Annotated in this window: 27 protein-coding genes and 1 CRISPR repeat array; of the genes, 12 read left to right on the forward strand and 15 right to left on the reverse strand. The window is 59.5% G+C overall.

The window, feature by feature from the left end; translation table 11 throughout:
• Position 1 precedes the first annotated feature (1 nt).
• The 7 genes from A6D6_RS01915 to rplM all read right to left on the reverse strand — a co-directional run bounded on the left by A6D6_RS01915 (position 2) and on the right by rplM (position 5,099).
• Positions 2-409: a ClpXP protease specificity-enhancing factor gene (locus A6D6_RS01915; RefSeq protein ID WP_201303679.1), complete on the reverse strand. Its 408-nt coding sequence runs from the start codon at positions 407-409 to the stop codon at positions 2-4.
• Between the two features lie 79 nt (positions 410-488).
• Positions 489-1,127 carry a stringent starvation protein SspA gene (gene sspA, locus A6D6_RS01920; RefSeq protein ID WP_022996218.1) on the reverse strand — a complete coding sequence of 213 codons (639 nt, stop codon included), beginning with the start codon at positions 1,125-1,127 and terminating at the stop codon, positions 489-491.
• A gap of 91 nt (positions 1,128-1,218) precedes the next feature.
• Positions 1,219-1,875, reverse strand: a complete 657-nt coding sequence (locus A6D6_RS01925) for a cytochrome c1 (protein WP_133491497.1) — start codon at positions 1,873-1,875, stop codon at positions 1,219-1,221.
• A complete protein-coding gene (locus A6D6_RS01930; RefSeq protein WP_201303680.1) occupies positions 1,875-3,155 on the reverse strand; it encodes a cytochrome b in 1,281 nt (426 codons plus the stop codon). The genes A6D6_RS01925 and A6D6_RS01930 overlap by 1 nt, the downstream gene beginning before the upstream one ends.
• Positions 3,152-3,739, reverse strand: coding sequence for a ubiquinol-cytochrome c reductase iron-sulfur subunit (petA, locus tag A6D6_RS01935; protein WP_133491498.1), 588 nt, complete (start codon positions 3,737-3,739; stop codon positions 3,152-3,154). Before petA ends, A6D6_RS01930 begins: the two co-directional genes overlap by 4 nt.
• Before the next feature lie 524 nt (positions 3,740-4,263).
• On the reverse strand, positions 4,264-4,659 hold the full coding sequence (rpsI, locus tag A6D6_RS01940; protein ID WP_022996222.1) for a 30S ribosomal protein S9: 396 nt from the start codon (positions 4,657-4,659) through the stop codon (positions 4,264-4,266).
• A gap of 11 nt (positions 4,660-4,670) precedes the next feature.
• Positions 4,671-5,099 carry a 50S ribosomal protein L13 gene (gene rplM / locus A6D6_RS01945; RefSeq protein WP_022996223.1) on the reverse strand — a complete coding sequence of 143 codons (429 nt, stop codon included), beginning with the start codon at positions 5,097-5,099 and terminating at the stop codon, positions 4,671-4,673.
• 228 nt (positions 5,100-5,327) lie between these two features.
• Here rplM and A6D6_RS01950 point away from each other — a divergent pair, with 228 nt between their 5' ends.
• The 4 genes from A6D6_RS01950 (at position 5,328) to A6D6_RS01965 (ending at position 9,745) form a co-directional block, all read left to right on the forward strand.
• Positions 5,328-6,365 carry an NADP(H)-dependent aldo-keto reductase gene (locus A6D6_RS01950; protein WP_133491499.1) on the forward strand — a complete coding sequence of 346 codons (1,038 nt, stop codon included), beginning with the start codon at positions 5,328-5,330 and terminating at the stop codon, positions 6,363-6,365.
• A 385-nt stretch (positions 6,366-6,750) separates the two neighbouring features.
• Positions 6,751-7,368, forward strand: coding sequence for a TetR/AcrR family transcriptional regulator (locus A6D6_RS01955; protein WP_159659760.1), 618 nt, complete (start codon positions 6,751-6,753; stop codon positions 7,366-7,368).
• Positions 7,369-7,379: 11 nt separating this feature from the next.
• The gene (locus A6D6_RS01960; RefSeq protein ID WP_159659761.1) at positions 7,380-8,999 is read left to right on the forward strand and encodes a phytoene desaturase family protein; all 1,620 of its coding nucleotides are present in this window, start codon (positions 7,380-7,382) and stop codon (positions 8,997-8,999) included.
• A 17-nt stretch (positions 9,000-9,016) separates the two neighbouring features.
• Complete coding sequence (locus A6D6_RS01965; RefSeq protein WP_133491502.1) at positions 9,017-9,745, forward strand: SGNH/GDSL hydrolase family protein; 729 nt, start codon at positions 9,017-9,019, stop codon at positions 9,743-9,745.
• 88 nt (positions 9,746-9,833) lie between these two features.
• Here A6D6_RS01965 and A6D6_RS01970 read toward each other — a convergent pair whose 3' ends face one another.
• Complete coding sequence (locus tag A6D6_RS01970) at positions 9,834-10,529, reverse strand: GntR family transcriptional regulator (RefSeq protein WP_159659762.1); 696 nt, start codon at positions 10,527-10,529, stop codon at positions 9,834-9,836.
• A 224-nt stretch (positions 10,530-10,753) separates the two neighbouring features.
• On the opposite strand from A6D6_RS01970, the gene A6D6_RS01975 reads away from it, so the two are divergent.
• The 8 genes from A6D6_RS01975 (at position 10,754) to A6D6_RS02010 (ending at position 19,291) form a co-directional block, all read left to right on the forward strand.
• Positions 10,754-11,968, forward strand: coding sequence for a branched-chain amino acid ABC transporter substrate-binding protein (locus tag A6D6_RS01975; protein WP_159659763.1), 1,215 nt, complete (start codon positions 10,754-10,756; stop codon positions 11,966-11,968).
• A 78-nt stretch (positions 11,969-12,046) separates the two neighbouring features.
• Positions 12,047-12,988 (forward strand): branched-chain amino acid ABC transporter permease, encoded by a 942-nt coding sequence (locus A6D6_RS01980; protein WP_133491505.1) that lies wholly within the window; start codon positions 12,047-12,049, stop codon positions 12,986-12,988.
• Positions 12,989-12,995: 7 nt separating this feature from the next.
• Positions 12,996-14,288, forward strand: a complete 1,293-nt coding sequence (locus A6D6_RS01985; RefSeq protein ID WP_236563946.1) for a branched-chain amino acid ABC transporter permease — start codon at positions 12,996-12,998, stop codon at positions 14,286-14,288.
• On the forward strand, positions 14,288-15,055 hold the full coding sequence (locus tag A6D6_RS01990) for an ABC transporter ATP-binding protein (RefSeq protein WP_159659764.1): 768 nt from the start codon (positions 14,288-14,290) through the stop codon (positions 15,053-15,055). The genes A6D6_RS01985 and A6D6_RS01990 overlap by 1 nt, the downstream gene beginning before the upstream one ends.
• Entirely contained in the window at positions 15,055-15,762 is a 708-nt protein-coding gene (locus A6D6_RS01995) for an ABC transporter ATP-binding protein (protein WP_022996233.1), read from the forward strand. The genes A6D6_RS01990 and A6D6_RS01995 overlap by 1 nt, the downstream gene beginning before the upstream one ends.
• 10 nt (positions 15,763-15,772) lie before the next feature.
• Positions 15,773-17,389 carry a class I adenylate-forming enzyme family protein gene (locus A6D6_RS02000; protein WP_159659765.1) on the forward strand — a complete coding sequence of 539 codons (1,617 nt, stop codon included), beginning with the start codon at positions 15,773-15,775 and terminating at the stop codon, positions 17,387-17,389.
• Positions 17,390-17,397: 8 nt separating this feature from the next.
• Entirely contained in the window at positions 17,398-18,597 is a 1,200-nt protein-coding gene (locus tag A6D6_RS02005) for an acyl-CoA dehydrogenase family protein (RefSeq protein WP_133491508.1), read from the forward strand.
• A gap of 460 nt (positions 18,598-19,057) precedes the next feature.
• Positions 19,058-19,291 carry a hypothetical protein gene (locus A6D6_RS02010; RefSeq protein ID WP_159659766.1) on the forward strand — a complete coding sequence of 78 codons (234 nt, stop codon included), beginning with the start codon at positions 19,058-19,060 and terminating at the stop codon, positions 19,289-19,291.
• A gap of 73 nt (positions 19,292-19,364) precedes the next feature.
• A CRISPR array of direct repeats spans positions 19,365-21,160; the repeat unit is 28 nt; unit sequence GAAACACCCCCACGGGCGTGGGGAAGAC.
• A 50-nt stretch (positions 21,161-21,210) separates the two neighbouring features.
• Here A6D6_RS02010 and cas2e read toward each other — a convergent pair.
• The 7 genes from cas2e to casA are packed head-to-tail and all read right to left on the reverse strand — an operon-like array spanning position 21,211 to position 26,933.
• Positions 21,211-21,522, reverse strand: coding sequence for a type I-E CRISPR-associated endoribonuclease Cas2e (gene cas2e / locus A6D6_RS22115; protein ID WP_369412797.1), 312 nt, complete (start codon positions 21,520-21,522; stop codon positions 21,211-21,213).
• Positions 21,473-22,348, reverse strand: coding sequence for a type I-E CRISPR-associated endonuclease Cas1e (cas1e, locus tag A6D6_RS02020; protein WP_159659768.1), 876 nt, complete (start codon positions 22,346-22,348; stop codon positions 21,473-21,475). Before cas1e ends, cas2e begins: the two co-directional genes overlap by 50 nt.
• A gap of 2 nt (positions 22,349-22,350) precedes the next feature.
• Positions 22,351-23,061, reverse strand: a complete 711-nt coding sequence (gene cas5e / locus A6D6_RS02025; protein WP_159659769.1) for a type I-E CRISPR-associated protein Cas5/CasD — start codon at positions 23,059-23,061, stop codon at positions 22,351-22,353.
• 8 nt (positions 23,062-23,069) lie between these two features.
• Positions 23,070-24,098, reverse strand: coding sequence for a type I-E CRISPR-associated protein Cas7/Cse4/CasC (gene cas7e, locus A6D6_RS02030; protein ID WP_159659770.1), 1,029 nt, complete (start codon positions 24,096-24,098; stop codon positions 23,070-23,072).
• Positions 24,099-24,143: 45 nt separating this feature from the next.
• Positions 24,144-24,788, reverse strand: a complete 645-nt coding sequence (gene cas6e, locus A6D6_RS02035) for a type I-E CRISPR-associated protein Cas6/Cse3/CasE (protein WP_159659771.1) — start codon at positions 24,786-24,788, stop codon at positions 24,144-24,146.
• Positions 24,785-25,339, reverse strand: coding sequence for a type I-E CRISPR-associated protein Cse2/CasB (casB, locus tag A6D6_RS02040; protein WP_159659772.1), 555 nt, complete (start codon positions 25,337-25,339; stop codon positions 24,785-24,787). Before casB ends, cas6e begins: the two co-directional genes overlap by 4 nt.
• Before the next feature lie 4 nt (positions 25,340-25,343).
• Complete coding sequence (gene casA, locus A6D6_RS02045) at positions 25,344-26,933, reverse strand: type I-E CRISPR-associated protein Cse1/CasA (protein ID WP_201303681.1); 1,590 nt, start codon at positions 26,931-26,933, stop codon at positions 25,344-25,346.

The raw sequence follows: 26,933 nt of genomic DNA on the forward strand, positions 1-26,933 counted from the left end.
CTTACTTCACCACACGCAAACGCGGGCCCTTGTCGGGACCTTTGTCAGGACCATTGTCATCGGGACCGTCTTCGGGAGGATTCGGAGGTGGTTCCATGGGCTCGAACGCCATGCCCTGGCCATTTTCCCGGGCGAAAATCGCCATCACCGCGCCCACCGGCACTTTGAGGTGATGGGGCACGCCGCCGAAACGGGCGGAGAAGACGATCTCATCGTTCCCCGCCACGAACTGGGTCACGGCCCGGGGAGCCACGTTCAGTACGATCTGGCCATCCTTGACGAATTCCTGCGGCACTTCCGTGCCGGGGTAGCCCGCGTCCACCGCCAGATGAGGGGTAAGACCGTTATCGCATATCCACTCATGGGTGGCGCGGATCAAATAGGGCCGGTTGGAAGTCATTTCGGACATAACAGCAGGGCTTTTCCGATCAATGCGGCCGCGCTTCGGCGGCAAAAAAAGCCCGTGCTCGGTGGCACGGGCCCGGGGGTCACAGCGCCAGACGCATTTCCCGCTCAGCCTCGGTCAGGCTGGCCTGGAAGCTGTCACGGTCGAACAGGCGCTCGGCGTAATCCAGCAGCGGCTTGGCCTGTTTGGCCGGTAGATCCACGCCCAGGATGGGCAACCGCCACAAAATCGGCGCCACCACGCAATCCACCAGGGTGAATTCCTCGCTCATGAAGAATGGCAGCTCATTGAAGATCGGCGCGGTGGCGATCATTCCCTCGCGCAGCTCCTTGCGACGCTTGTTCAGTGCCGCGTCCTTCTCCTCCCCCAGCACCAGGGCGTCCACATGGCCGCACCAATCGCGCTCGATACGGTGCACCAGCAGGCGGCTCTGCGCCCGCGCCACCGGATATACCGGCAGCAACGGCGGGTGCGGGAAACGCTCGTCCAGATATTCCATGATCACCGTGGACTGATACAGGGTCAGTTCACGGTCCACCAGGGTCGGGACCTCGTTATACGGATTCAGGGCCGCCAGATCTTCCGGTTTGTCCCGGCTGTCCACGTCCACGATATCCACGGTTACGCCCTTCTCCGCCAGCACAATACGTACCCGGTGGCTGTAGTGATCGTCCGGGGAAGAGAAGAAAGTCATTGAGGAACGTTTGGTCACCACGCCCATGGTCGAGTCATCTCCAAGCATTATCTAATAACACAAACAGGGTAGCCGCTCGCGCGGTTACCCTGTTGCTGGCTGAATCGACGTTCGTGGATCAGTGAACGTCTTTCCAGTATTCCTTTTTCAGCAAATACGCCGGGACAAGAAGGATAGCAAGGAACACGAGCACGTAAACACCAATCCGCTCACGGGTGGGCGCAATCGGCTCCGCCGCGTAAGTGAGGAAGTTGGTGATATCGCCCATGGCGGCCTTGAATTCCTCTTCATCCAGGGCTTCCTGCATACCGGCCATCACATGCGGCATACCGACGTTCGGGAACACTTTGTTGTTGTAACCGAACGGACGGGATTCATCCTCATAGAAGCCGATCAGATAAGAATACAGCCAATCCGGGTCTCTCAGGCGCGCTTCCAGGGTCAGATCCGGCGGCGCGGTCCCGAACCACTGCTTGGCGTCGTCCTTATCCATGGCGTTCCGCATCTGATCGCCAATCTTATCACTGGTGAAGTTCATATACTTCAATACCAGCTCATCCGGGATGCCCAGGTCATCGGCCATGCGGCCGTAACGCAGGTATTCCAGGCTATGACAACCCATGCAGTAGTTCACGAACAGCTTGGCACCGTTCTGCAGGCTCACTTTGTCCTGCAGGTTGACCGGCGCTTTCTCGTACTCAGCGTCATGACCACCGGCGGCCAGTGCCAGGGCCGGCAAACAGCTGAACAAAATGGCGGCAAAAAGCTTCTTCATCAGTGACCCCCCGTGACGCGCTCAGGTACCGGCTTGGATTTTTCGAATCGATGGCCGAATGGCAGTATCACGATGAAGAACAGGAAGTAATACACCGTGCCGATCTGCGCCACGGTCTTCGCCAGACCGGTGGCCGGCTGGGTTCCGAGGTAACCGAGGATCAGGAAGTCCACCACGAACAGCGCCAGGGTGATTTTGCTCAGCAGCCCCTTGTAACGGATCGACTTGACCGGATGGCGGTCCAGCCAGGGCAGCAGGAACAGAATGGCGATGGCACCACCCATGGCAATCAGCCCCCAGGCCTTGGAGGAGATGAACCAGTCAATGGTGGTGGCGCGCAGCATCGCGTAATAGGGGCCGTAGTACCACACCGGGGCGATGTGATCCGGGGTCTTCAGCGGATCCGCCGGCGCGAAGTTGGGCTTCTCGATCAGGTAGCCACCGCCGGTGGGGAAGTAGAAGATCACCACCGCGAACACCATCATGAAGATGATGACGCCGGGCAGGTCCTTGACGGTGTAGTAGGGGTGGAACGGGATGCCGTCTTTGGGGATGCCGTTCTCGTCCTTGTTCTTCTTGATCTCCACGCCATCCGGGTTGTTGGAGCCGACTTCATGCAGCGCCAGGATGTGCAGGAACACCAGAGCCACCAGCACCAGCGGGATTGCCACCACGTGCAGGGCAAAGAACTTGTTGACGGTGGCGGTGGACAGCAGATAGTCGCCACGCACCCAGGTGGTGAGCGCTTCGCCGATTTCCTTGGCGTCGTTGGCATTGATGAAAGGAATCACGTCGAACGGGATCGCGCCGGCCAGGGAGATGATCACCTGGGCGCCCCAATAGGACATGTTGCCCCAGGGCAGCACATAGCCGAGGAAGCCTTCGGCCATCAGCGCCACATAGATAAGCATGCCGAAGATCCACACCAGTTCCCGCGGCGGCTTGTAGGAGCCGTACATCAGGCCACGGAACATGTGGATGTAAACCACGGCGAAGAAGGCGGAAGCACCGACCGCGTGCATATAGCGGATCAGCCAGCCCCACTGCACGTCGCGCATGATGTACTCGACGGACTGGAAGCCCTCGTTGGGAGAAAAGAACATGGTCAACCAGATACCGGTGAGCAGCTGGTTCACCAGTACCACCATGGAGAGCACGCCAAAGTAGTACCAGAAATTGAAGTTCTTCGGAGCGTAGTACTCCGACATGTGTTTCTTGTAGGTGTTAACGACGGGAAGACGCGCATCCACCCAATCGATCAAGCCATTCACCACTCTCATGCCTGAGTCTCCCCTTCTTCAGAGCCGACGATGATCACGGACTCGCTCAGATAAGAGTGCGGCGGAACCACCAGGTTGGTGGGAGCCGGCACGCCTTGGTAAACACGTCCCGCCAGATCGAACATGGAACCGTGGCAGGGACAGAAAAAGCCGCCATGATCCAGTTGCACGGTGGGCTCTTGCTCATACAGGGGGGAGCAACCGAGGTGGGTGCAGGTGCCGATCAGCACCAGATATTCCTTCTTGATGGAGCGCCACTGATTCTTGGCGTACGGCGGTTGCTGATCTTCCTCGGAACCGGGGTCTCGCAGCGAACCTTCGATCTGGGACAGGCCTTCGAGCATCTTCTCGGTGCGGTTCACCACCCACACCGGCTGCCCGCGCCATTCCTGTACCACCCGCTGACCCAATTCCAACTTGCTGATATCGACCTGGACCGGGGCGCCGGCATTTTCCGCCTTGGCACTAGGCAGCCAGGATTTCACGAAAGGAACCGCCAGCCCCACCGCACCCGCTGCCCCGATCGCCGATGTCAGGCCGATCAGAAAGGTACGGCGGCTGGTATTTACGCCGTCATTGCTCATTGAGATCTTCTCCCCTGGAGCCTGTTTTCATCTGTCTTTTCCATCGTTCGCCGCGTTGCTCTTCCGGTGGATGCCAGGCTTCACATCCATACCCGGACCTGTGCCAGGAATGTCGAGCCACGCCAACCACGCCACCAGGGCATGGCACACACCGATGTTTCGCCGGACAGGGGCACGGGCCCGGATCCGGACGGACAAGGTGTGAGAAACGGCAACACCGAACCGGTTTGTTATTTAAATCCCGCAGGACGAATGATGCCGACAATGGCGGATCAAATCGAACGAAAGCGGGCTCCGTCGGAGCGTAGGAATGACCCAGATCAGGCAAAGATGTCCCGGACCGGGACGAGAGGTCAGAGCTCACGCTTCAGGCGGAGTAAGGCGGCCGAAATGGTAAAGAAAAAACCCACATCTTACAACCGGTTATTCCGGGGAGAGGCAGCCGGTAAACCCCTGATTTGAACGCAAAAAAGCCCGGCAATGCCGGGCTTTTCGCAAGCGTGAGCGGTATTCGGCGGTGCCGATTAACGCTTGGAGTACTGCGGACGCTTACGCGCTTTGTGCAGACCCACTTTCTTACGCTCGACTTCACGGGCGTCACGGGTGACGTAGCCGGCACGGCGCAGAGCACCGCGCATTTCACCGTCGTACTCCATCAGAGCACGGGTGATGCCGTGACGAATGGCACCGGCCTGGCCGTTGTTGCCACCGCCTTTCACGGTCACGTAGACGTCGAAACGGTCAGTCATGTTCACCAGCTCCAGCGGCTGACGCACCACCATGCGGTTGGTCTCACGACCGAAGAACTGATCCAGCGGACGACCGTTAACGGTGATGTTACCGCTGCCGGGGCGCAGGAAAACGCGTGCGGCGGCGGTTTTACGACGACCGGTTCCGTAATCGGCGTTTGCAGTTGCCATCGACTAACCCCTTAGATTTCCAGCTGCTGCGGCTGCTGAGCAGCATGAGGATGCTCGGCGCCGGCGTAGACTTTGAGTTTGCTGAACATGGCGCGACCCAGCGGGGTACGCGGCAACATGCCCTTCACGGCCTTTTCGATAACCAGTTGCGGCTTGCTGCCGATCAGGGTTTCGAAGTTGGCTTCCTTGATGCCGCCCGGATAGCCGGTATGACGATAATACATCTTGTTACTGGCTTTTTTGCCGGTAACCGCCACTTTCTCGGCGTTGATCACCACGATATAGTCGCCGGTGTCCACATGCGGAGTGAATTCCGGCTTGTGTTTACCGCGCAGACGACTGGCGATTTCTGTAGCCAGCCGACCCAGCGTTTTGCCGGAGGCGTCTACCACATACCAGTCGCGCTTTACGCTTTCCGGTTTCGCGCTGAAGGTCTTCATGGGAGTCTTCCCTAAAAATTTGTGCCCTAAATTCAGATGCTTACGGGTTCCAAGAACCCGCCGGCGTTAAGCCCGCCGGGCAAGAGGGCACGAATTGTACTGAAGCGCCCGAGTAAAGACAAGCACGGAAAACGGGAAATTGTTGGGTATAGTCAGCTGACTCGTTCTTGCCTGAAAAGACACCTGAAAAGCCGCCCGGACAGACCCGGACAGACGTAAGGAGCCACCATGGAATACCGCTTTCTCGGCCACACCGAGTTGAAAGTCAGCAGCCTGTGCCTGGGCACCATGACCTGGGGCAACCAGAACACCGCCGAGGACGGCTTCGCGCAGATGGACCTGGCCCTCGACCACGGGATCAATTTCTTCGATACCGCGGAAATGTACGCGGTTCCGGCCAGCCCGGAAACCTCTTTCCGCACAGAGACCATCATCGGCGAGTGGTTCGCCCGCACCGGCAACCGCGACAAGGTGGTGCTGGCCACCAAGGCCGCCGGCCCCGGTGACTATGTCAAACATATCCGTGGTGGCCCGCGCCTGAGCCCGGCCAGCCTGCAAGAAGCGGTGGAAGGCAGTCTCAAGCGCCTGCAAACCGACGTCATCGACGTCTATCAACTGCACTGGCCGGAGCGCCCCACCAACTATTTCGGCCGTCTCGGCTACAAGCATCGCGAGGACAACCAGGCGGTGCCGATCGCGGAAACCGTGGCCGGCCTGAAGACACTGGTGGACGCTGGCAAGATCCGCCACTGGGGGCTGTCCAATGAAACCCCCTGGGGCACCATGACCTTTATCCACGAGGCGGAAAAGATCGGCCTGGAGCGTCCGGTTTCGATCCAGAACCCCTATTCCCTGCTCAACCGCAGCTTCGAGGTCGGCCTGGCCGAGGTGGCACACCGCGAAGGCGTTGGCCTGCTGGCCTACTCGCCACTGGCCTTCGGCCTGCTCAGCGGCAAATACCGTAACGGCCAGTGGCCGGAAAAAGGCCGGCTGACGCTGTTCAAGCACTTCTCCCGCTATACCAACGACCAGTCCATCGCCGCCACCGAGGCTTACTGCCAATTGGCGGAACGGCACGGGGTCAGCCCCACCCAACTGGCGCTGCAGTTCGTCACCACCCGCCCGTTCGTCACCAGCAACATCATCGGCGCCACCACCCTGGAGCAGCTCCGGGAAAACCTGGACAGCGTCAACGTGAGCTGGAATGACGAGCTGGAAAAGGAGATCGAAGCGATTCATACCCGCTTCCCTTATCCGGCACCCTGAGGCAGGAACCGCACCGGGGCCAGTTGGCTCCCATGGATTGCGCCATGAAGCCGCCGTGGGACGCTTGCTGGCAAGCGAATCGCCAACGGACCGGGGGCATTCGCGGCCAAGGCCGCTTCCCACAGCAATGGGCCACGAAGCCGCTCGTGGGAGCTTCCATCGTGCCTTGCAAGCTCACTGAGACGCCGCACGCTAGCGGGCCAGCCAGCAGGCTGGCTCCCACAGATCATGCTACGAAGCCACCGTGGGAAGCTTGCTGGCAAGCGAATCTCTTTCCAGGAGCCCATTCGCTTGCCAGCAAGCTTCCCACAGCCCTGCCCCCCTCTTGACGACATCCCGGTTATCGGCGCAATGTTAACATCGTTAACACAGCACCGGGATCAGCATGAGCTCCACCTATCATCACGGCGATCTGTACCGCCAGGCTCTGGAACAGGCTCAGACCCTCCTTCATGAGGATGGCGTGGCGGCGGTCACCCTGCGGGCCCTGGCCCGCCGTCTGCAAGTGACCGCGCCGGCGCTGTACCGGCATTTCCGCAATCGCGACAGCCTGCTTGCCGCACTGGCCGAGCACGGGTTCCTGAAGCTGCGTCAACAACTGCTGGCGGTTCAGCGGGACGACGCCCTGGAACGGCTCACCGGCATCGGCCAGGCCTACATCGCCTTCGCCCAGGCCCGACCCAACCTGTATCGGCTGATGTTCGGCGGCCAACTGCTGCCGCGTGGCGCCCATCCGGACCTGGACACCGCCGGTCTCGGCGCCTTCGCTGTATTGCAGAAAAGCATTGACGACGCGCTCGCCGCCGACTACCTGAACGGCCAGCCGGCCGGCCCTCTGGCCGCCGCCGCCTGGTCCCTGGTGCACGGTTTCGCCGAACTGACCATCGACGGTCACCTGCCCGACGAGCAACAGGCCCCGGGCCTGGCGGCGCTGGTCACCCGGCTGCTGCTACCCGGCGGCCCGCCTTCCGACGATAACAATAACCCCCAACACCAGCCCTGAAGGAGCGTGCCATGCCCACTCCCAGTACCCTGCGAATTGGCCGACGCTACCGCGCCAACCGCCTGCAAGGCCCTTACGATGCCCTGGTCATTGGTTCCGGCATCGGCGGCCTCAGCGCCGCCGCCTGCCTGAGCAAGCTCGGCAAGAAGGTCGCGGTGTTCGAACAACACTACACCGCCGGCGGTTTTACCCACACCTACGAACGCAACGGCTACGAATGGGACGTGGGCGTCCATTACATCGGTGACGTGGGCAAGGATCACACTCTGGCGAAGCGGCTGTTCGACCACATCACTGACGGTCAATTGCAATGGGCGCCGATGGATCCCTGCTACGATCGTATCCACCTGGGCGACCGGCAGTACGATCTGATGGCCGGCCCCAAGGCCTTCGTCGAGACGCTGAAGCGGGCGTTCCCGGACGACCACGACGCCATCGACCGCTACATGAAGCTCACCGCCAAGGCCGCCACCGCGATTCAGGTGCTGACCACCGCCAAGGTGCTGCCCGGCGCCGTCGGCAAATTGCTGGCCAAGGGATTGAGCGTCACCGATGCCGGCAAACTGAACCGGCCCACCGCCGACGTGCTGGGTGAGCTGACCGACAATCGCGAACTGATCGCGGTGCTCACCGGCCAGTGGGGTGACAACGGCCTGCCACCGGAACAGTCCAGTTTTCTGATCCACGCCATCATCGCCCGTCACTACTTGTATGGCGGCTTCTATCCGGTGGGCGGCGCCTCCGCCATGGCCACAACCATTATCCCGGTGATCCAGCAGGGCGGCGGCGACGTGTTCACCTATGCCGACGTAAAGGAAATCATTGTCGAGAACAGCCGCGCCACCGGCCTGAGGCTGGCGGACGGTAATGTGGTTTCCGCGCCGGTGATCATCAGTGACGCCGGCGTCTTCAACACCTTCCAGAACCTGTTGCCGGAGACCTGCGCACAACGCCAGGACTATCTGGACCGGCTGACCCGGGTGGAACGTTCCATGGCCAGCGCCTGCCTGTACGTGGGCCTCAACGCCGACGCCACCACCCTGGGACTGCCGAAAACCAATTTCTGGATTTACCCGGACAGCGACTATCAGCGGCAACTGGAGCAAGCCCTGGCGGCCCCCGATGATCACGATATTCCGCTGACTTATATTTCATTTCCCAGTGCCAAGGATCCGAGCTTCAGCGAACGCTATCCGGGGCGCGCCACCATCGAGATTGTCGCCGCCGCCCCTTATCAGTGGTTCCAGGCCTGGGACGGCACACCCTGGGGCAAACGGGGCGACGATTACGAAGCGTTCAAGGAAGCGTTCTCACAACGGTTGCTGGAAAAACTGTTCGAGAAAATGCCGCACCTGCGGGAGCACCTCGACTACCACGAGCTCTCCACGCCGCTTTCCACCGCTTATTTCTGCCGCTACCCCAGTGGTGAGATCTACGGCCTCAACCACGATCCGAACCGGTTCGAGCAACAATGGCTGCGCCCCAAGACCACCATTCCCGGCCTCTATCTCACTGGCCAGGACGTGCTCACCTGTGGCGTCGCCGGGGCCATGATCGCCGGGCTGGTCACCGCCATTTCGGTGGGCGGCGCGCGCGCCCTACCGTTGGCCAAATCCATGTTCGCGGGCTGACTCTTCATGGAGCAATCATGATCCGTTTCTGGCTGGCGCTGCTGCTGTTGTCCCCCTGGCTGCTGTGGCAGGCGAGGCGAACCCGAGCCACCACGCCACGCCTGCCGGAGGCCGGCGGCGAACCCCATGGCCTCTGCGGCGATGAAGGGCCTATCCTGCGTCTGCTGGTGGTGGGCGAATCCACCGCCGCGGGAGTCGGCGTGCAAACCCATGACCAAGGCCTGGCGGCCCATCTGGCGGAACAGCTGAGTGCCCGCTTTCGACGGCCGGTCGGTTGGCAAACCGTGGGGATAAACGGCATTCGCGCCGCCGGGCTGCTGGAACATCTGGTTTCCGTGCCGCCGGCCGATCTCGCGATCATCAGTCTGGGCGTCAACGACACCACCAGCCTGACCCGGCGCCATGCCTACCGGCAAGCGCTGTCCGACTTGATTGTCGCGCTGCGAAGCGACAACGCCGACCTCCCCATCTATATATTGGCGGTACCACCGATGCAGCGTTTCACCGCCCTGCCTCGTCCGCTACGGGATCTGCTCGGCTGGCGCGCCCAAGGACTGGATCGGGTACAGCGGGATCTGGCCCGCGCACTGCCCGGAGTACGCCATCTGGTCTATCCACTGGTGGATGGCGAGGGTCTTCTGGCCGAGGATGGCTATCACCCCTCGGCCCGGGGCTACGCCTATATCGCTGGCGCGGTGGCCGACGGGATCAGAGAAGACCGCCCCACGGTCGTGGACTCACGCTGATTCGCTGCCAAGGCAGCTTCCCACAGCGGCTCCGTCGCTCTCTCTGTGGGAAGCTGCCTTGGCGGCGAATACAGCACCTCCATCCGGATTAGCGCCCACCACCGTTTCCATAAAACGCCGCGTCCGGCAGGCTCTGAATCGCCAGCCGGGAACTGCGGATGTGCAGGCGGGTGCAACGCTCCGCCCGTTTCGGATTACCGGCCAGAATCGCCTCCCCCATGATCTGATACTCACGGAAACGGCGCGGCGGGTTGGTGAACTGATCGTAGGACTGAAACTGCTGGCGCAACAGCTGCACCATGGTCGCCGGCAGCATGCGCGGTAACTCCCGGTTGCCGCCGATGTCGATCATCACACCGTAAAAGCGGTCCCGCTGCTCCAGGTAGGAAAAACTCAACCCTCGCCGGCGATGGTCCAACAGTTCGTCAAAGGCCTCTTCAAAACGCCGGCGGTGATCGGCCAGGTCGATACGCTGCGCCGCCAAACGCGCCGCCAGGCCCAGCAACACCTCAATGTTCTGCAACAGGTCGCGTACTTCTTCGCGGCTCAGCGAGCGGATGTAGGCGCCCTTGTGCCGGGTCAGCGTAATGATGCGCTCCGCCGCCAGCCGCTTCAGCGCTTCCCGCACCGGGCCCCGGCTCACTCCCAGTTCGCGGGTCAAATCCGCCTCCACCAGGCGCTGCCCGGGCACATAACGGCCGCTGCCAATGCCTTTGCAAATAGCCTGGATCACCGCATCCGGTGAACTCAGCGGCGGCGAGGCGGTATCTTCGGCTCTGCGCATGGCAAACAGTCCTTGATCGTCTTGTTTCAGGGGCCGGAGCAGGCTGGCAGCGCATTCTAATGAGCCCTCGCCCGGCACGCACCTTCCAATTTTGTCAGCAACATTGTCCTACGATATTGACCAACAATAGTCCATGGGCTAGTTTCAGACAAACGCGACACCTCACCACCCGCCGCGCCACCGGGCCCGGCGTATAAACACAACAACCATTGAGGAGGCATACCATGCCACGTTGGATCACCACGGCCGCCGCCATCACCGCCCTGGGCGTCATCTCCCCCGCGGTTCAGGCCGAACCTCTGAAAATCGCCATCATCGAATCCCTGTCCGGCCCGCAAACCTCCACCGGCCGCCTGATCGCCACCGCCGCCGAGTACGTCATCGACCAGGCCAACGCCGACGGCGGATTCAATGGCGAAGCAATCCAGGTGAAGGAATACGACAACGCCGGCGACACTTCCGGTGCCGCCACCAAGTTCCGCGAAGCGGCGGCCGGCGGCGGCGCGTCCTCGGCGATTGGTGGCCAGGTCACCGAAGATGTGCGCAAGCACAACATCCGCAACCCGGACAATCCGATCATCTATATCAATGTGGGTGCCGAGGCCATGGAACTGCGCGGCAAGAAGTGTCATTTCCACGCCTTCCACTTCACCACCACCGCGCCCTATCGCACCGTCCCGCTGATGCAGGTCATGTCCGAACAAGGCGACCTCGGCAAACGCGTTTATTCCATCAACCAGAACTACTCCTGGGGCCGCGACATGGAAACCGCCATCGTCGACAACGCGGACCGGTTCGACTATCAGGTGGTGGACAAGGTGCTCCACGAGGTGAACCGGATCCAGGACTTCTCTCCGTTCGTGGCCCGTATCAAATCGGAAAATCCGGATTCCGTGATCACCGGCAACTGGTCCAATGACCTGCTGCTGCTGATGAAGGCGGTGGGCGATGCCAACCTGGATATCACTTTCGGCACCATCTTCATGGATCAGCCCGGCAATGTGGCCAACGCCGGCAATGTGGCCGAGGGCCATTACGTGGCCCACAGTAGCAACATAGAGCTTCTCGACGAGGCCGGCACCGAAGCCTACAGAAAAGCCACCGGCCACTATCCGGTGTTCATTGAACCGACCACGCTGAACGGCGTCGGGCTGTTCGCCGAAGCGCTGAAAAAAGTGAATTTCGACGGCGGCGATATCGATGTCAACGAGATCGCCAAGGCCATGGAAAACACCACCTTCGACAACGGCCTGGGCGGCATGCATGTGCGCAAAGCGGATCATCAGGCGGTGATTCCGATCGTCGTGTCCCAGGTGGCCCGTGACGTCAAGTACCCGGTGGACGGCACCGAACTGGGCTTCAAGCCGATCAAGACCGTGGCCGGCGAGGACGCCATCTACCCGGCCCAGGACAGCTGCCGCATGCGGCGCCCCGAATAAACGACTCCGTTTTCGATTCCGCGGCCGCGTCCGTGCGGGCGCCGGCCGCCATACTGATAACAACATCGGGAGAGACGCATGGAGTTCCTGATCGTCTCCACGCTGAACGGCGTCATCTACGGCATGCTTCTGTTCATGGTATCCGCCGGGTTGACGCTGATTTTCGGCATGATGGGCGTACTCAACTTCGCCCACGCTTCGTTCTATATGCTGGGCGCCTACTTCGCCTACACCCTTTCCGGCCTGTTCAATTTCTGGGTGGGGCTGATCGTCGCCCCGCTGCTGGTGGCCATCATCGGCATGTTCATTGAGCGCTACATGCTGCGCCGGGTGCATGCTCATGGCCACGCCCACGAACTGCTGCTGACCTTCGGCCTGGTATTCATCTTCGAGGAGTTGATCAAGCTGTTCTACGGCGACTTCCCGGTGAATTATCAGCGCCCGGATTATCTCAACTTCGCCATCTTCAATCTGTTCGGCACCGACTACCCGTTCTATCGCGTATTCATCGGCCTGGTGGCTTTGTTGATGTTCATCGTGTTGTTCGTGCTGTTGACCCGCACGCGGGTGGGCATGGTGGTGCGTGCCGCCGAACGCCTGCCGGACACCGCGCGGGCGCTGGGGCATAACGTGCCCATGGTGTTTCTCGGTGTGTTCGGCGCTGGCGCGGCCCTGGCCGGCCTGTCCGGCGCGGTGGCCGGCGCGTTCTTCCCCACCAATCCGAACATGGCACTGGAACTGGGCGTGATCGTCTTCGTGGTGGTGGTGGTGGGCGGCCTCGGCTCCCTGGCCGGCTCACTGATCGCCTCGCTGCTGATCGGCGTATTCAGTTCCTTCGCGGTGGGCCTGGACTGGTCGCTGGCTTCACTGTTCGGCTTGATCGGCCTGGGTGACTGGGCCAACGGTCTGGGCGGGTTGGTGACCATGCCGCTGTCCTCGATCTCCGCCACCGTTCCCTTCCTGTTGATGCTCATCGTGCTGCTGGTGCGTCCAGCCGGCCTGATGGGCTCGAAGAATTGAGGAGGCCATGATGCGATACGCCCTGATAGCCATCCTGGCTCTGCTGGCGCTGCTGATCATCGCGCCGCCCTTGCTCGGTACCGGCTGGCAATACGCTTTGATCAACGCCTTGATCGCCGCTCTGTTCGCCGCCGCTTTCAACCTGCTGGTGGGCCAGGGAGGCATGTTGTCCTTCGGCCACGCCGCCTATTTCGGCGTCGGCGCCTTCACCGTGATCCATCTGATGCAATCGGTGGAGTACGGCGACATCCCCTTCCCAACGGTATTACTGCCCCTGGCCGGCGCCGCCGTCAGCCTGCTGTGCGGCGCCCTGGCCGGCTTCTTCGCCACCATGCGTTCCGGCGTCTATTTCGCGCTGGTGACCCTGGCTCTGGCGGAACTGCTGCACTCCCTGGCGCCGCACTGGGATGAAATGTTCGGCGGCGAAGCCGGGCTGTCGTCCATGCGCATGCCCTCGCTGGGTTTCACCTTTGGTTCCACGCTGGAGGTGTATTACCTGACGCTGGCCTGGGTGGTGATCTGCATCGGCCTGCTCTACGCCTACACCCGCACGCCTTTCGGACGGCTCACCCTGGCCTTGCGCGACAACGAACAGCGCATCCGCTTCATGGGTTTCAACGCCCATGGCACCAAGATCGTGGTGTTCGCCATCTCCGCCATGTTCTCCGGTGTCGCCGGCAGCCTGATGGCGATTTCCAACGAAACCGCCAACTACAGTGTGTTCAGCACCCAGGTGTCGGCCCTGGTGGTGCTGCATACCTTCGTTGGCGGTTCCACTATTTTCTTTGGTCCGATTGTCGGCGCTTGCGTCCTTTCACTGTTCACCTTCGTCGTCTCGGGCGTCACCCACTCGTGGATGCTCTATCAGGGCATCATCTTCGTGCTGGTCATGCTGTTCGCGCCCAAGGGCATCGGCGGTGTCATCCAGGCCCACATCGAACAACGCCATGCCTTGCCCTGGAAACGGCTGGCCGCCCCGTACGCGCTCGCTACCCTGGCCGGATTGATGGTGGCCTGCGCCACCGTGTTCGTGGTGCAGAGTCTGGAAATCGTACTGTCCCGGGAGTACGCGGCGGCGGTAGCCCGCACCGGCGAGTACGCGCCTTATACGGTATTCGCCAGAGAGTGGCAGGTGTTCCATCCGTTCACCTGGTTATTCCCGGTGCTGTTGCTGGTGCCCGGTCTGTACCTGCTGCAACGCGCCTTCGCCCGCATCAAGGCATTGTGGGACAAGGACGACGACGATGATAACGGCGACATCGCCGCCGCCACGCAGGAACTGATGGAGGGAGGACGCTGATGGACACCGGAATACAGCCCGACATCCTGGTCATCGACGGCTTGCAAAAACACTTCGGCGGCCTGGAAATCATGCGCGGCGTGGACCTCGCCGTTAAGCACGGCGAACGCCACGCTTTAGTCGGCCCCAACGGCGCCGGTAAATCCACCCTGTTCAACCTGATCTCTGGCGAGCACCGCCCCAGCGGCGGGCAAATCCATCTGCGCGGCCAACGCATCAGCGGTCTTAAACCGGAGCAGATCAGTCGTCAAGGGCTAACCCGTTCGTTTCAGATCACCAATGTGTTCAGCCGCATGAGCGCTTTCGAAAACATCCGCATCGGCGTCATGGCCCGGCACGGCATTCGCTTCAACCTGTATCGGCGAATCAAACCGATGCGCGCCATCAATGACGAAGCCCATGCTCTGCTGCAACAGGTGCGCCTGGATCACCGCGCCGACAATCTGGCTTCGGATCTCACCTACTCGGAGCAACGGGCGCTGGAGATCGGCATGACCCTGGCCACCGGCGCGGAAGTAATCCTGTTGGATGAACCCACCGCCGGCATGTCCCGGGACGAGACCGCCTACATGGTCGAGCTGATCCGTCAGGTCACCGAGGGTAAGACGCTGATGATGGTGGAGCATGACATGAGCGTGGTGTTCGGCCTGTGCGACCGCATCTCGGTGCTGGTCTACGGCCGCATTCTCGCCACCGGCAGTCCCGAGCAGATTCGCTCTAATCAGGAGGTGCAAAGCGCCTATCTGGGCGAAGAGGAGGAACACTGATGCTGTTGGACATCGACCATCTGCACGCCTATTACGGCAAGAGCCATATTCTGCACGGCGTGCGTTTCACCATGCCGGAACCCCGCATCGTCGCCTTGCTGGGGCGCAACGGCGCCGGCCGCTCCACCACCTTGAAAGCGATGATGGGTCTGGTGCCGCCGAGCCAGGGCAAGGTGGCGCTCAACGGCGAGGATCTGGCCGGCCGTCCGGCCCATGTCATCGCCCGGCGCGGGCTCGGTTATGTCCCCGAGGAACGCCAGGTTTTCCCAAACCTCACCGTGGAGGAGAACCTGATGATGGGCATGCAGACCGGCGCCGAAGGCGCCCCTCGCTGGCAGGCGGAGGATATGTACCAGTACTTCCCCCGCCTGCGCGAGCGCCGCAATCAGAAAGCCGGCTACATGTCCGGCGGCGAACAGCAAATGCTCACCATCTGCCGTTCGCTGCTCGGCAATCCACTGGTGCTGCTGGTGGATGAACCCACCGAGGGACTGGCGCCAATGATCGTGCAAGTGGTCATGGACGTAATCCGTGACATTCACCAACGCGGCGTGGGTGTGTTGCTGGTGGAACAGAAGATGACCATGGCCTTGCGCGTGGCCAGCCACGTGCTTGTGATGGGACACGGCCAGATCGTCTTCACCGGTTCCACCGCGGACATGCAGGCACGGGATGACATTCGCCGCGACTGGTTGGAAGTGGCGTGAGGAGAGCAGCGTGAACCAACCCAGCAATCGCTTCGACACGCATTACGAAACGCACTTCGGTGACCGTGTCATCCGCTGTTTCCGGCAACGGCCGGCCTCGGTGCAGGCCATGCTGCAATCCGCCCTGGAGCGCAATCCCGACGGCGATGCCTTCGTGGTCGAGGGCGAACGCGTCAGCTACCGCCAACTGGCACGGCGGGCCTCGCGGGTCGCGGCCGCCTTCCATGAACTTGGCGTGCGTCCCGGGGACCGGGTGGCGCTGGTGCTGCGCAACGGCCCGGCGTTGATGTACAGCCTTTATGGCGCGCTCTGGCTCGGCGCCATCGCGGTTCCTCTGAACGCCCGTGAACAAGGCGCCGGGCTCGGCTATATTTTTTCCGATTGCGCGCCCAAAGTGGCTATCGCCGAAGCCGACCTGGTGCAGCGGCTGCACGACGGCGGCGCCACCGGGGATCTGACCGCGCTGTTCTCGGTCGGAGGCGACGCCGAAGGCGCCTCCCCCTTCGAGCCTTTGCTTGAAGGCCCCGACACCAATCTGCCGCTGGCCCGACCCGGACAGGAAGACACCGCCGTTCTGCTCTACACCTCCGGCACCACCGGCCGCCCCAAGGGCGCCATGCAGACCCACCTCAATATCGCTCATACCGTCAAACTGTGGGAAAAAGCCATGGATCTGCGCTTCGCCGAGCGCTCCATCCTGGCCGTTCCCGGCAGCCACGTCACTGGTTTGATGGGCATCATCTTCACCATGGCGCACATGGCCGGCTGCACTCTGATCATGCCGCAATTCGACGCCGCCGAATTCAATCAACTGGTCGCCGATGAAAGCGCCACCAGCACCATCATGGTTCCAGCCATGTACAAGCTGTGTCTGATGCGCGCCAACTTCGACACGCTCGATCTGAGCAGTTGGCGGGTCGGTGCATTCGGCGGTGCCCCCATGCCGGAATCGACCATCGTCGAGTTTGGCCAGCGGTTGCCGCACCTGCAGTTAATGAATGCCTACGGCGCCACGGAAACCTGCACCGCCGTCACCGCCATGCCACCGGAAGCACAACTGGGGCACCTGGACAGCATCGGACGGGTATTGGATGGCGTGGATATCCGCATCATGGACGAACAGGGCCAGGAATGCCCGGCGGGGGAGTCCGGGGAGTTATGGATCTCCGGTCCGGTGGTGGTTCCCGGCTACTGGCAGGATGCGGAACGCACCGCGGAGAATTTCGTCGACGGCTATTGGCGCTCCGGCGACATCGGTGACATCAGCGCCGATGGCTATGTGCGCATCTTTGATCGCAAGAAAGACATGATTATTCGCGGCGGCTACAACATCTATTGCATCGAAGTGGAAAACGCCATCGCCTATCACCCGGCCGTGGCCGAGTGCGCCGTGATCGGCGTGCCAGACCCGGTGCTTGGCGAAAAGATTCTGGCGGTGGTCAGCAGTCAGGACGGCGACCTGGATGCCGACACGCTCCGCCGCTTCTGTGCCCAACGTCTGGCCGACTACAAAGTCCTCGATTTTGTTCATCTGCAACGGGAGCCGCTACCGCGCAACGCCAACGGCAAAGTGATGAAGACCACCTTGCGCGATCGCCTCGCCCACTCCGAAACCGAACCCTGCTGAGAATCACCATGGATTTCACCTACCCGGAAAAGACACAAACCCTGATCGCCCAACTCAACGCCTTCATGGACGAACATATCTACCCCAACGAAGCGCGCTACGAGGAAGAACTCGCCGCCGGTAACTACTGGCCGGAGGTGATCGAGGAATTGAAACCGAAAGCCCGCGCCGCCGGATTGTGGAACCTGTTTCTACCGGAGTCAGAACACGGCGCCGGACTCACCAATCTGGAATACGCCCCCTTGTGCGAAATCATGGGACGGGTCATGTGGGCGCCGGAAGTGTTCAACTGCTCGGCACCGGACACCGGCAACATGGAAGTGCTGGCCCGCTACGGCACGCCGGAACAGCAAAAACAATGGCTGCAACCACTGCTCGATGGCGAGATCCGCTCCTGCTTCGCCATGACCGAACCGGACGTGGCCTCCTCCGACGCCACCAATATCCAAAGCGCCATCGTGCGTGACGGTGACGACTACGTCATCAACGGGCGCAAATGGTTTTCTTCCGGATCGCCGGATGAGCGCTGCAAGATTTTCATCTTCATGGGCAAGACCGACCCGGACAACCCCAACCGGCACAAACAGCAATCCATGATTCTGGTGCCCCGGGATACCCCGGGCATTACCGTGGTCCGCCCCCTGCCCGTGTTCGGCTTTTCCGGCACGCCGGACGTCACCGGAGAAGTCCGTTTCGAAAACGTGCGCGTCCCCGCCAGCAACATGCTGCTGGGCGAGGGCCGCGGCTTTGAAATCGCCCAGGGTCGCCTCGGTCCCGGCCGCATTCACCACTGCATGCGTCTGATCGGCCTGGCGGAACGGGCGCTGGAGAAAATGTGCAAACGCACCCAGGAACGGGTCGCCTTCGGCAAACCGGTGGCCGAACAAACCGTGACCCTGGAACGCATCGCCGAATCCCGCATCCTCATCGACCAGACCCGGCTGCTGGTGCTCAACGCCGCCCATATGATGGACACCGTCGGCAACAAAGTGGCGCGCAAGGAAATCGCCATGATCAAAGTGGCCGCCCCCAACATGGCCGCCCGCGTCATCGACTGGGCCATCCAGGCCCACGGCGGCGGCGGCGTCACCAACGACTTCGGCCTCGCCAAAGCCTACGCCAACGCGCGCATGCTGCGCCTGGCCGACGGCCCCGACGAAGTGCACCGCAACCAGATCGGGCGGCTGGAACTGGCGCGGTATCGTTAATCAGGCACTCTGCCTCACCGCTCTCACAAGATCGCCTTGTGGGGGCGGTATTGGAGACATGAAATCGCGCTGTATTCACTACCAAACAGAACACCGCTCGGACATTTTTCCATAGAGGAAGCTACGGCGCCGCTGTGGGAAGCTGCCTTGGCAGCGAATCAGTGTTGTTGCGTATAAGCGAGCAACCCAAAACCGTGGGACAACAACCACGAATCGCGTTCCTCTTGACTGCAAAGCTCTTAACCAACCACCACCGGGGCAACACCGACTCAAGGTGCCTGCACCCTCAATGAATCCCACCCCTTGGCCCTCTTCGCCAAAGTGCTATTCTATTCCGTTGCTCGAAATACCAGGCCAGCCATCACCCTGACAGACAGAACGGCTCGAAACCCGAATGAGCACTGCCATTCAAGGTATTACTACCGGGACATCTTCTAGATAACCATCTGGAGGATGTCCGATGTCCATCAAAAACAAAGCCAAAGACCGCGACCACAACGGCCGTATCCGCCGCCACTATACCGGCCCCAATAATGCGATGAGTACACCAGGCTGGTGGACCAACCTGTTCATGAACCGCCCTCAACGCCGGCTCAACAAACGTCTTTGCCGGCAGCTTCAACGACATCTGATTGATCCTGAGGGGGCCGTTTTTCCTACCGGGAACAGGAAGCCTCATGAATACTATTGGTGATTCGATCACGCGAGCATTCCACATGGATGTGGAGACGACGCTCCAGGAGATCAACGCCCTGGGCACCAAGTTAGAAACACTCCCACAGGCGTGGGGAAGACATCACACAGATGCCCCCCATAACCGACCACCAGAAACACCCCCACGGGCGTGGGGAAGACCGTGATCACGCCCTTGAGGGCAGAGATGCGGCGGAAACACCCCCACGGGCGTGGGGAAGACGAGGCCAGCATAGATGCCGCCTTGCTCGGGCCAGAAACACCCCCACGGGCGAGGGGAAGACTGGCGGCGCTGGCGGCCTCCATCCCGAAAATGGGAAACACCCCCACGGGCGTGGGGAAGACCGTCGGACATGGCCTGCTGTTTGAACGCGCGCAGAAACACCCCCACGGGCGTGGGGAAGACTGTCCAGCCGCCTACGTCAGCGGGCACCAGCAAGAAACACCCCCACGGGCGTGGGGAAGACACCCGGACGATGGCACCGCGCCAGACAACCACGGAAACACCCCCACGGGCGTGGGGAAGACAAACCAATCATGCTGGCTTGCCCACTTTACTTGGAAACACCCCCACGGGCGTGGGGAAGACAGACAAGGAGGTGCGTATGGACGCGAACCGATAGAAACACCCCCACGGGCGTGGGGAAGACGAAAGAACTGGGCCACCACCAACGCACAACCTAGAAACACCCCCACGGGCGTGGGGAAGACTCCGGCACGCGAACAGCCAGCGCCTCCAGGCCAGAAACACCCCCACGGGCGTGGGGAAGACTCGGAGAGCGAGGCGAGAAGTTAGCGCCGCACAGAAACACCCCCACGGGCGTGGGGAAGACCGGGCCGGTCCGTCTCTCGCACCAGCTCAACAGGAAACACCCCCACGGGCGTGGGGAAGACTCCGCCGCCCTCGACATCCCCAGCAAGATCCTGGAAACACCCCCACGGGCGTGGGGAAGACACGCTTGTTGGGTATCCTGTATAGACTGGACTGGAAACACCCCCACGGGCGTGGGGAAGACCAGATGATGAATTTCATCGCTGTTCTCCGCTGAGAAACACCCCCACGGGCGTGGGGAAGACGATCGACCTCGTAATCTCTCCACTTGCCACCAGGAAACACCCCCACGGGCGTGGGGAAGACGCCTGGACCGTGTTCTTGTTGCCGCTGGTGTCGGAAACACCCCCACGGGCGTGGGGAAGACTTCGGTCTGTGCCTTTGCTGCCTTTTTTGAGCAGAAACACCCCCACGGGCGTGGGGAAGACCCCCGGATCCGCTTTAGAGCCACGCCGTATCCGGAAACACCCCCACGGGCGTGGGGAAGACTGGGTGCCGCTGGCATCACCACCTTGGCGGCCGGAAACACCCCCACGGGCGTGGGGAAGACAATCGAATCTGGATGGAGCGGCACGGCAAGGAAGAAACACCCCCACGGGCGTGGGGAAGACCGCCGTCAGGCCGCTGACACCAAAGGCGTCGAAGAAACACCCCCACGGGCGTGGGGAAGACTAGGGCGGCTAACTCAAGGGCCGCCCTATGCTAGAAACACCCCCACGGGCGTGGGGAAGACGACGAACAGCTGGCCGAAGCCCACAATGAGGCAGAAACACCCCCACGGGCGTGGGGAAGACCAGCACCCGGTGATCGAGGTCAAGTACATCAAGGAAACACCCCCACGGGCGTGGGGAAGACGCCACCTCCAGAACGTGCGTATACGTCCTCGGGGAAACACCCCCACGGGCGTGGGGAAGACCCCTGCCCGCTGCCGCCAGGGATCGTCAAGTAGGAAACACCCCCACGGGCGTGGGGAAGACGATACGGGGGATGCTCCAGCTCCTGGTCAGTGGGAAACACCCCCACGGGCGTGGGGAAGACACCAACAAATTGTTAATGAGCTGCGCCGAAAACACAATATCTTCGGTTTATTAAGATTTCAGGGTTTCTATAACTAACTGCAAGCCACTGATCTCGGTCAGAGCTTTACGGGTCGGGCCGATAGTGTGGACTTGGTAGCCTGGCGGCCCGGAGAGAGAGCGGAACATAACCACTCCTGACTCTGGCGGGCAATGCTTGTGCAGGTAAGCGATCACGGTTTCAGCAACCGAATCCTTGACGCCGGACACAAAAACATTGGCTCGAGGTTCAACGAACCAGAGTTTCATTCGACCACGCACGGCAGGTGGCAGGTCATTTGCGAGAACCACGAGCACGGCCGCCCCCCAACATATCCGTGACATCCGCAGACAGCTTGGCAAGCAGATCCATTTCAATTACCCGTTCCCGAAACGCAGCAGACACCTTATGTTTGTTGTACCGCCCGGCCATGTCGCGGGTCAGCGCAAAAGCCAGATCAATACACAGACGTTCCTTGTAAAGATCAGCCAAATCATAGATGAAGGGCAAGGGGCTACCGGAATGAATGAAACCGATGTGCGGCGAATAGCCCATGCTGTGCACGGCGGAACACAAAATGCCATACAACGCCGCGTTACTGGCGGTCAGAACCTGATTGGTGACATCGCCGGTCTCGAACTTTCCCGGAACGAACTTGCGACCCTTCCAGCCAACCTGATACTCCTCGGCTTTGGCCTGATATAGCGCCCGGACCCGGTGCCCCTCCATTCCCATCATTTCTTTCAGGCTCTTGCCATCCAGGTCGGCATTGGGAAAACGGCGAGCAAACATTCGGCGGGCCACTTCCACGGACTTCTCAGGATCAGCGGCCAATTCGATCTGTTGTTTCAGATTGCGGGTATCGGCTGTGGGCAAAAAACCAGCGGCATAGAATAGCAGGCTATCCTCCCCTACCCAGCACACCGAGCAATTGGCAGCAGTGGCGGTTTTTACCGCATCGTGAGTAATGCTGGTGCCCGGCCCCAACAGCAGAGCGTTGAGCGTGGCTACCGGCAAAGGCACCACATTGTTGGTTGAATCGATCCACTTGATGCTGCTATCGTCAATTTCCAGTCTGCCCCGCTCCAGATAAAGGAACGGATACTTGTCCTTCACCTGGGGCAGAGAATCCCGGGTAACTTTGACGAACAGGCGCTGTCCGGCGGCCATGGTCAAGCCGCCGGTAAAACAGTCACGCGGCGATCACGGTAGAGCTTGTGTTCTCCGAATTGCAGCGGCACATCGTTGAGGGTCAATACCTCCCCATCATGCTCGCCCTGTAGCACCTTGAATGTAGGCTGGCGATTCTTGGATTCCGCCAGTTCCAACGCCTTACCCAAGGCTTGTACCGCATCGGCATGAATGCCCTGAGCAATAAACTCCGTCGGTACGCAATTCTTGCGGCCCAGATACAAATCCCATACAGGGTTTTGCAAGGCGGCCTCCAGCTTGGCCAATTCCGCCTGCGGTCCCTGTAAGGCAACTGCGAAAGCCATGTCCTGAAGATAGTAGCGGTAGGTCATCTTGGTGCCTGCACCATTAGGCTTCTTTCCCTCGCTGGTTTTCGGAATCAACAAGTTTTGCCAAAGATCTTTGTCGTCATAGCCACTGCCGACCATATGAAAATCTCGCATCATCGGCTGGCGAGGCAACGGCTTACCATCGCGATCTCTCAGGACAAACGCCTGCACCTGCATATCGCGGTCTGACCACTGCTCCAGCCACTCCGTTTGCTTGCCCCCCGCCCCCATGGCGCAGCACAGCAACCCAAACACACCAGATTTAGTGGGAAAGTCGAGACTGTCCCGACGGCCAAATTTGGAGTCATGCCCCCAGGACTGGAGCGGCGATTCCAGCCATAACAGCAAATAAGGATCACTCATGGTTCACCTCAGGCCACATGGCTTTGCAATGATTCGATCAAGTTGTCGATACTGAAACCTTCATCCTCACCCCAATCATAGGAAGCTTGTTTTCCAAACAAGGAACCCGCCAATTTCTCCTTTTTATCGAGATAGCTCTTTAGTTCATCAACGCTGGAGTTCAGGTAGCCGCCCTCTCGTGCCTTAACAGCGGTTTCAAAGGGAACTTGAAGACGCTGACCTTTGCGCACCATGACACGGGCAAATTCCCAAGGGCTGGCACCTGACTGGGTAGTCTGGCGGGCGTTGGGAACTGCAACAAACAACGCCTTCGTAAAGGCCTCCACCGCCTTTTTTAGTTCACCTTCGCCCATAGTTTGGCAAAGCTGGCCAAGATCCAGGCTGATATAGCGGTAATAAGTTGCAGAGTTGAATTCCAGGCTACCCATATGGGCAGAGCCCGGCTCATCCTGCCGATCGTCCAGCGCAGTGAAGAATTCCACTTCATTACTGACTTTATGGGTGGATATGGCATGAGAGAACGAAGCCGCCGCTTCTACATTCATTTCCGCCGCTTTTGCCACCATACGGCCAAAGAGCGCAATATCCAGGGCATCTTCGGCTGGATTCAAGGCCTTCTTGGCTACCTTGGCCAATTCCTTATCCTTGATTTTGCTGTCGTCGAACTCTTTCTCCGCTGCATAGATCGCAAAGGCTGACGCTTCCGTGTCACTCACAAACAGCAAGGTATCGTCTGTCAATTGGGAAGCTATCTTCCCTCCACAGACTACTGCCTGCCCCTCGGAAGCCCCAGCTTCCAGACATGCCTTGACGAAAATTTCTTCCGCCTTTTTCGTGCGAATACCCAGCTTGACGCCGAATTCCTGCATCGCCAAGCGCACCTGCCGCTTCCAGCACTGGGAGCTGACACGGGCGCGGGGCACACCACCTACAATGGCGGACTTGGGCGCACCGACATCATCGCGGTTCAGGCAAGTTACCGGGAAAGATTGCAGGATGTGGTATTCGATGCGAGTGTTGGTATAAGCGTTAGTCATGTCGGTTTTCCTTGTATTTAAATAAAGAGAACTCGATAAAGAGTGTCAACCAAAGGGGTTTTCAATTACTGGAACGATCTGCAGCAAGCCACAGCCATAGGCTCGAGCCCGACCAATACCTTGGGCAAAACTATTGACGAACCGTTCCTTTTCGGTGATCCGTAGCATCCCCTGAACGTGAGCCTGCCCGATCGTGACCTTGCGCTTCTGCTTGTCCTTGAATTGCAGTACTTCGATTTTGTCTACCTGCAATTGCTGTGGCGCCACTTCAAATCCCCAGCTGTTGTTTGCACGCTCGATAAACCATTGAGCAACTTCCTCGCGTCCGCGCACGGCCAGCAACTTTCGGCTGGCGCTATCACGGCGGGTTGGGTTGACGATCACCTTGAAGCGGTACCGGTCGTGTTCCAGGAAGTCATCCGGAATTGGCCTGCTGCGGACTTCGCCATGCTGGGCTTCCACGGTATCCATTGGCTCGCGATTGGCCAGCATCAGAATCTTGCGGCCCCGCACATCGCCCCCTTGATCGGCATAGAGAATGCCGCTGGCTGTGCTGGCCTGCTTTTGCTTGGTATCGCGAACATCTTCATAAAGGCTGTAAACCACCCGATGAAGAGAGTAAGCGTCGGTAATACGCAATGCCTTCACCGCACGGCGGTCCAAATGCAGGACACTGGCAATCATGGTCATGTAGCTCCCTCCTCTTTATCGGCATCGACGGGTTGCCCGTAAAATTCCTGGGCCCATTGCGTTTTGGTGCGCTGTCCTGACTCGAAACCAAAGAAACGCAACTGGCGCAACAAGCGAACATAATCCAGCGGTTGACCGACTCGGCTATCAACCAACGTCAGAACTGGTCTCAGAATACGACATACTTCAGCCAGGTCATTGCATGCCAGCAATCGTCGCAAGCGAGCTTTCGCCTGGTCATCCTTGTTCCCTTCTTTGTAACAGCTGGCAATGGCCTGTCCCAGGCGCAGTGAACCGTTTCTTTCAGATTTGGATTTGGCAATCGCCGCCGCTATGGTAACAAAGGGTAGCCGCTCGTAATCTTTCTCGAGATCCACACCGAACCAGCCAAGCAACTCCCAACTTTGGTATTCCGTCGCCGGGCTATCGGCACGACGAAGCCTTGCGGCCAATCCCTTGTCGTTCTGGCAACGCTCAATCACTGTCTCTACAAAGCGTTGCTCCCAACTCTGCTCTCTTCCTGATGTGGCAGGCGATTGGTTGTCTTGCATGGCCTCAGGCCTCCTTTTTCAGGTACTTGCTGTTATTCGGGCGGCACTTGGCCCAGGCATCCAGTTGCCGGGCCGTCTCGCGGGGGCAGAATTTGTCGTAGGCTTGGTTTACATAACCGGCAAAGCGTTGACGCAGTTTGTGGCGCTGTGTGGCTGCGATCTCAGTTTGGTCACATTGATCAACCAGCTCTTGAAAATCCCTCTCGCAGAGTTGCCAAAACAACCCTTTAGCACCTCTAGCCATCTTCCCAGCGGGAGTCTTATTAATATCCTTACCGTTATCCGCCTTTAAGGCAGAGTAATAGGAACGCACTTTCCCCCAAAGAGTATTTGATAATGTATCAAGCTCATCCATCTCCTTTTTGAGCTGGCCAAACCAGCTTTCACCTAAAACATCTCCATATAGCCACACTTGAGATTCAACAAAATCATCACTCTGCTTAACAGATTGATCTCCAGAATTCACACTAACTTTTAATCCTCCAGACCAGACTGCAAACCGAGGAACAATGTCACGAGCCCTATCAATACCAATCCTCAGAGATAAGCACTCAAAACTTTGACTTTCCACCCCACTAATGAACGCCAACAAACTATCCAGCTCACGCCAAGGTCTTTTATCAGGATCAACATACTTCGTCTTGATATCACTGCCAGATCTATCGAGTATCAAGCTCGGCTCAAACCAACCTTCTTTTATACTTGGGTAATTAATGCCATCCATGTAATAAATACCCTCATCTTTCAATAGAGCAAATCGACTCATCGAAACCAACACAGCCATGTATGATGACTTGTACCTCTTTGCAATTTCGCAGTCTTCTGATGATGGCAAGACTTCCCAGACGGGTCTTCCAATCCCGTTTGCCCACATTTTTGTTTTTTCTATATAAGATGCCGTGATTAAATTAACCCAAACACTCGAAAGTACAGACCCAGTAGAAACAAATGAATGTAAATTCCCAATCCAACCACCTAAACTCGGCCCAGCCGGTGCGCTATAACGGCTACCCATTTCTTTACCGGCAAGCGACTTCATATCAGCTTCCACACGCTTACCTCCAAAAGAGAAATTCATGATCATAACAACAAAAAGAGCCTTATCTTTATCATCAAGGTTTCTCTCGAAAAGGGTATGCGAAAGCATGGTGTTATTTGAACTCGGCATATCTGGATAGAATCCAGCACCTAACCTTTTTGGCTTCCCCCCTAACTCTGCCTCTTTCTTCTTTGTGCCAGTCTTGGCAGAAGAAAACTTCGAGGATGTCCGCTTTTCTATTAGCTCTGCTACAGCAGGCACCTGTAAAAACGGCTTATCCCCATACAGATAAAAATGGTCGTACCATTGATCGAGATAGTCCAGACAACGCCTCGCCAAGCCATCAGCCCCTAGCTCTTTCCACTCGACGTCGTCTTTTGGGGTTGCTGCGGCCTGGGCAATCGCCAGCAGCAGTTTCAGTATGGCAATTTTCTGTACTGGATTACCGCCCAGGCTGCGATATTCCGGGCTTTTGAATATCTGCCTGAGGCTGACCCGGCCATGATCCGCCACCGGTATCCAGGGTTCGTCGATCAAGTTGAAACGGTTTTCCAT

The organism is Alcanivorax xiamenensis (genome assembly GCF_009846745.1).
Classification (GTDB): Bacteria; Pseudomonadota; Gammaproteobacteria; order Pseudomonadales; family Alcanivoracaceae; genus Alloalcanivorax; species Alloalcanivorax xiamenensis.

Excerpts from the sequence above, each read along its gene's own strand:
- A6D6_RS01915 (WP_201303679.1), bottom strand. The coding sequence starts at position 409 with ATGTCCGAAATGACTTCCAACCGGCCCTATTTGATCCGCGCCACCCAT.
- sspA (WP_022996218.1), bottom strand. The coding sequence starts at position 1,127 with ATGGGCGTGGTGACCAAACGTTCCTCAATGACTTTCTTCTCTTCCCCG.
- A6D6_RS01925 (WP_133491497.1), bottom strand. The coding sequence starts at position 1,875 with ATGAAGAAGCTTTTTGCCGCCATTTTGTTCAGCTGTTTGCCGGCCCTG.
- A6D6_RS01930 (WP_201303680.1), bottom strand. The coding sequence starts at position 3,155 with ATGAGAGTGGTGAATGGCTTGATCGATTGGGTGGATGCGCGTCTTCCC.
- petA (WP_133491498.1), bottom strand. The coding sequence starts at position 3,739 with ATGAGCAATGACGGCGTAAATACCAGCCGCCGTACCTTTCTGATCGGC.
- rpsI (WP_022996222.1), bottom strand. The coding sequence starts at position 4,659 with ATGGCAACTGCAAACGCCGATTACGGAACCGGTCGTCGTAAAACCGCC.
- rplM (WP_022996223.1), bottom strand. The coding sequence starts at position 5,099 with ATGAAGACCTTCAGCGCGAAACCGGAAAGCGTAAAGCGCGACTGGTAT.
- A6D6_RS01950 (WP_133491499.1), top strand. The coding sequence starts at position 5,328 with ATGGAATACCGCTTTCTCGGCCACACCGAGTTGAAAGTCAGCAGCCTG.
- A6D6_RS01955 (WP_159659760.1), top strand. The coding sequence starts at position 6,751 with ATGAGCTCCACCTATCATCACGGCGATCTGTACCGCCAGGCTCTGGAA.
- A6D6_RS01960 (WP_159659761.1), top strand. The coding sequence starts at position 7,380 with ATGCCCACTCCCAGTACCCTGCGAATTGGCCGACGCTACCGCGCCAAC.
- A6D6_RS01965 (WP_133491502.1), top strand. The coding sequence starts at position 9,017 with ATGATCCGTTTCTGGCTGGCGCTGCTGCTGTTGTCCCCCTGGCTGCTG.
- A6D6_RS01970 (WP_159659762.1), bottom strand. The coding sequence starts at position 10,529 with ATGCGCAGAGCCGAAGATACCGCCTCGCCGCCGCTGAGTTCACCGGAT.
- A6D6_RS01975 (WP_159659763.1), top strand. The coding sequence starts at position 10,754 with ATGCCACGTTGGATCACCACGGCCGCCGCCATCACCGCCCTGGGCGTC.
- A6D6_RS01980 (WP_133491505.1), top strand. The coding sequence starts at position 12,047 with ATGGAGTTCCTGATCGTCTCCACGCTGAACGGCGTCATCTACGGCATG.
- A6D6_RS01985 (WP_236563946.1), top strand. The coding sequence starts at position 12,996 with ATGATGCGATACGCCCTGATAGCCATCCTGGCTCTGCTGGCGCTGCTG.
- A6D6_RS01990 (WP_159659764.1), top strand. The coding sequence starts at position 14,288 with ATGGACACCGGAATACAGCCCGACATCCTGGTCATCGACGGCTTGCAA.
- A6D6_RS01995 (WP_022996233.1), top strand. The coding sequence starts at position 15,055 with ATGCTGTTGGACATCGACCATCTGCACGCCTATTACGGCAAGAGCCAT.
- A6D6_RS02005 (WP_133491508.1), top strand. The coding sequence starts at position 17,398 with ATGGATTTCACCTACCCGGAAAAGACACAAACCCTGATCGCCCAACTC.
- A6D6_RS02010 (WP_159659766.1), top strand. The coding sequence starts at position 19,058 with ATGTCCATCAAAAACAAAGCCAAAGACCGCGACCACAACGGCCGTATC.
- cas2e (WP_369412797.1), bottom strand. The coding sequence starts at position 21,522 with ATGTCACGGATATGTTGGGGGGCGGCCGTGCTCGTGGTTCTCGCAAAT.
- cas1e (WP_159659768.1), bottom strand. The coding sequence starts at position 22,348 with ATGGCCGCCGGACAGCGCCTGTTCGTCAAAGTTACCCGGGATTCTCTG.
- cas5e (WP_159659769.1), bottom strand. The coding sequence starts at position 23,061 with ATGAGTGATCCTTATTTGCTGTTATGGCTGGAATCGCCGCTCCAGTCC.
- cas7e (WP_159659770.1), bottom strand. The coding sequence starts at position 24,098 with ATGACTAACGCTTATACCAACACTCGCATCGAATACCACATCCTGCAA.
- cas6e (WP_159659771.1), bottom strand. The coding sequence starts at position 24,788 with ATGACCATGATTGCCAGTGTCCTGCATTTGGACCGCCGTGCGGTGAAG.
- casB (WP_159659772.1), bottom strand. The coding sequence starts at position 25,339 with ATGCAAGACAACCAATCGCCTGCCACATCAGGAAGAGAGCAGAGTTGG.
- casA (WP_201303681.1), bottom strand. The coding sequence starts at position 26,933 with ATGGAAAACCGTTTCAACTTGATCGACGAACCCTGGATACCGGTGGCG.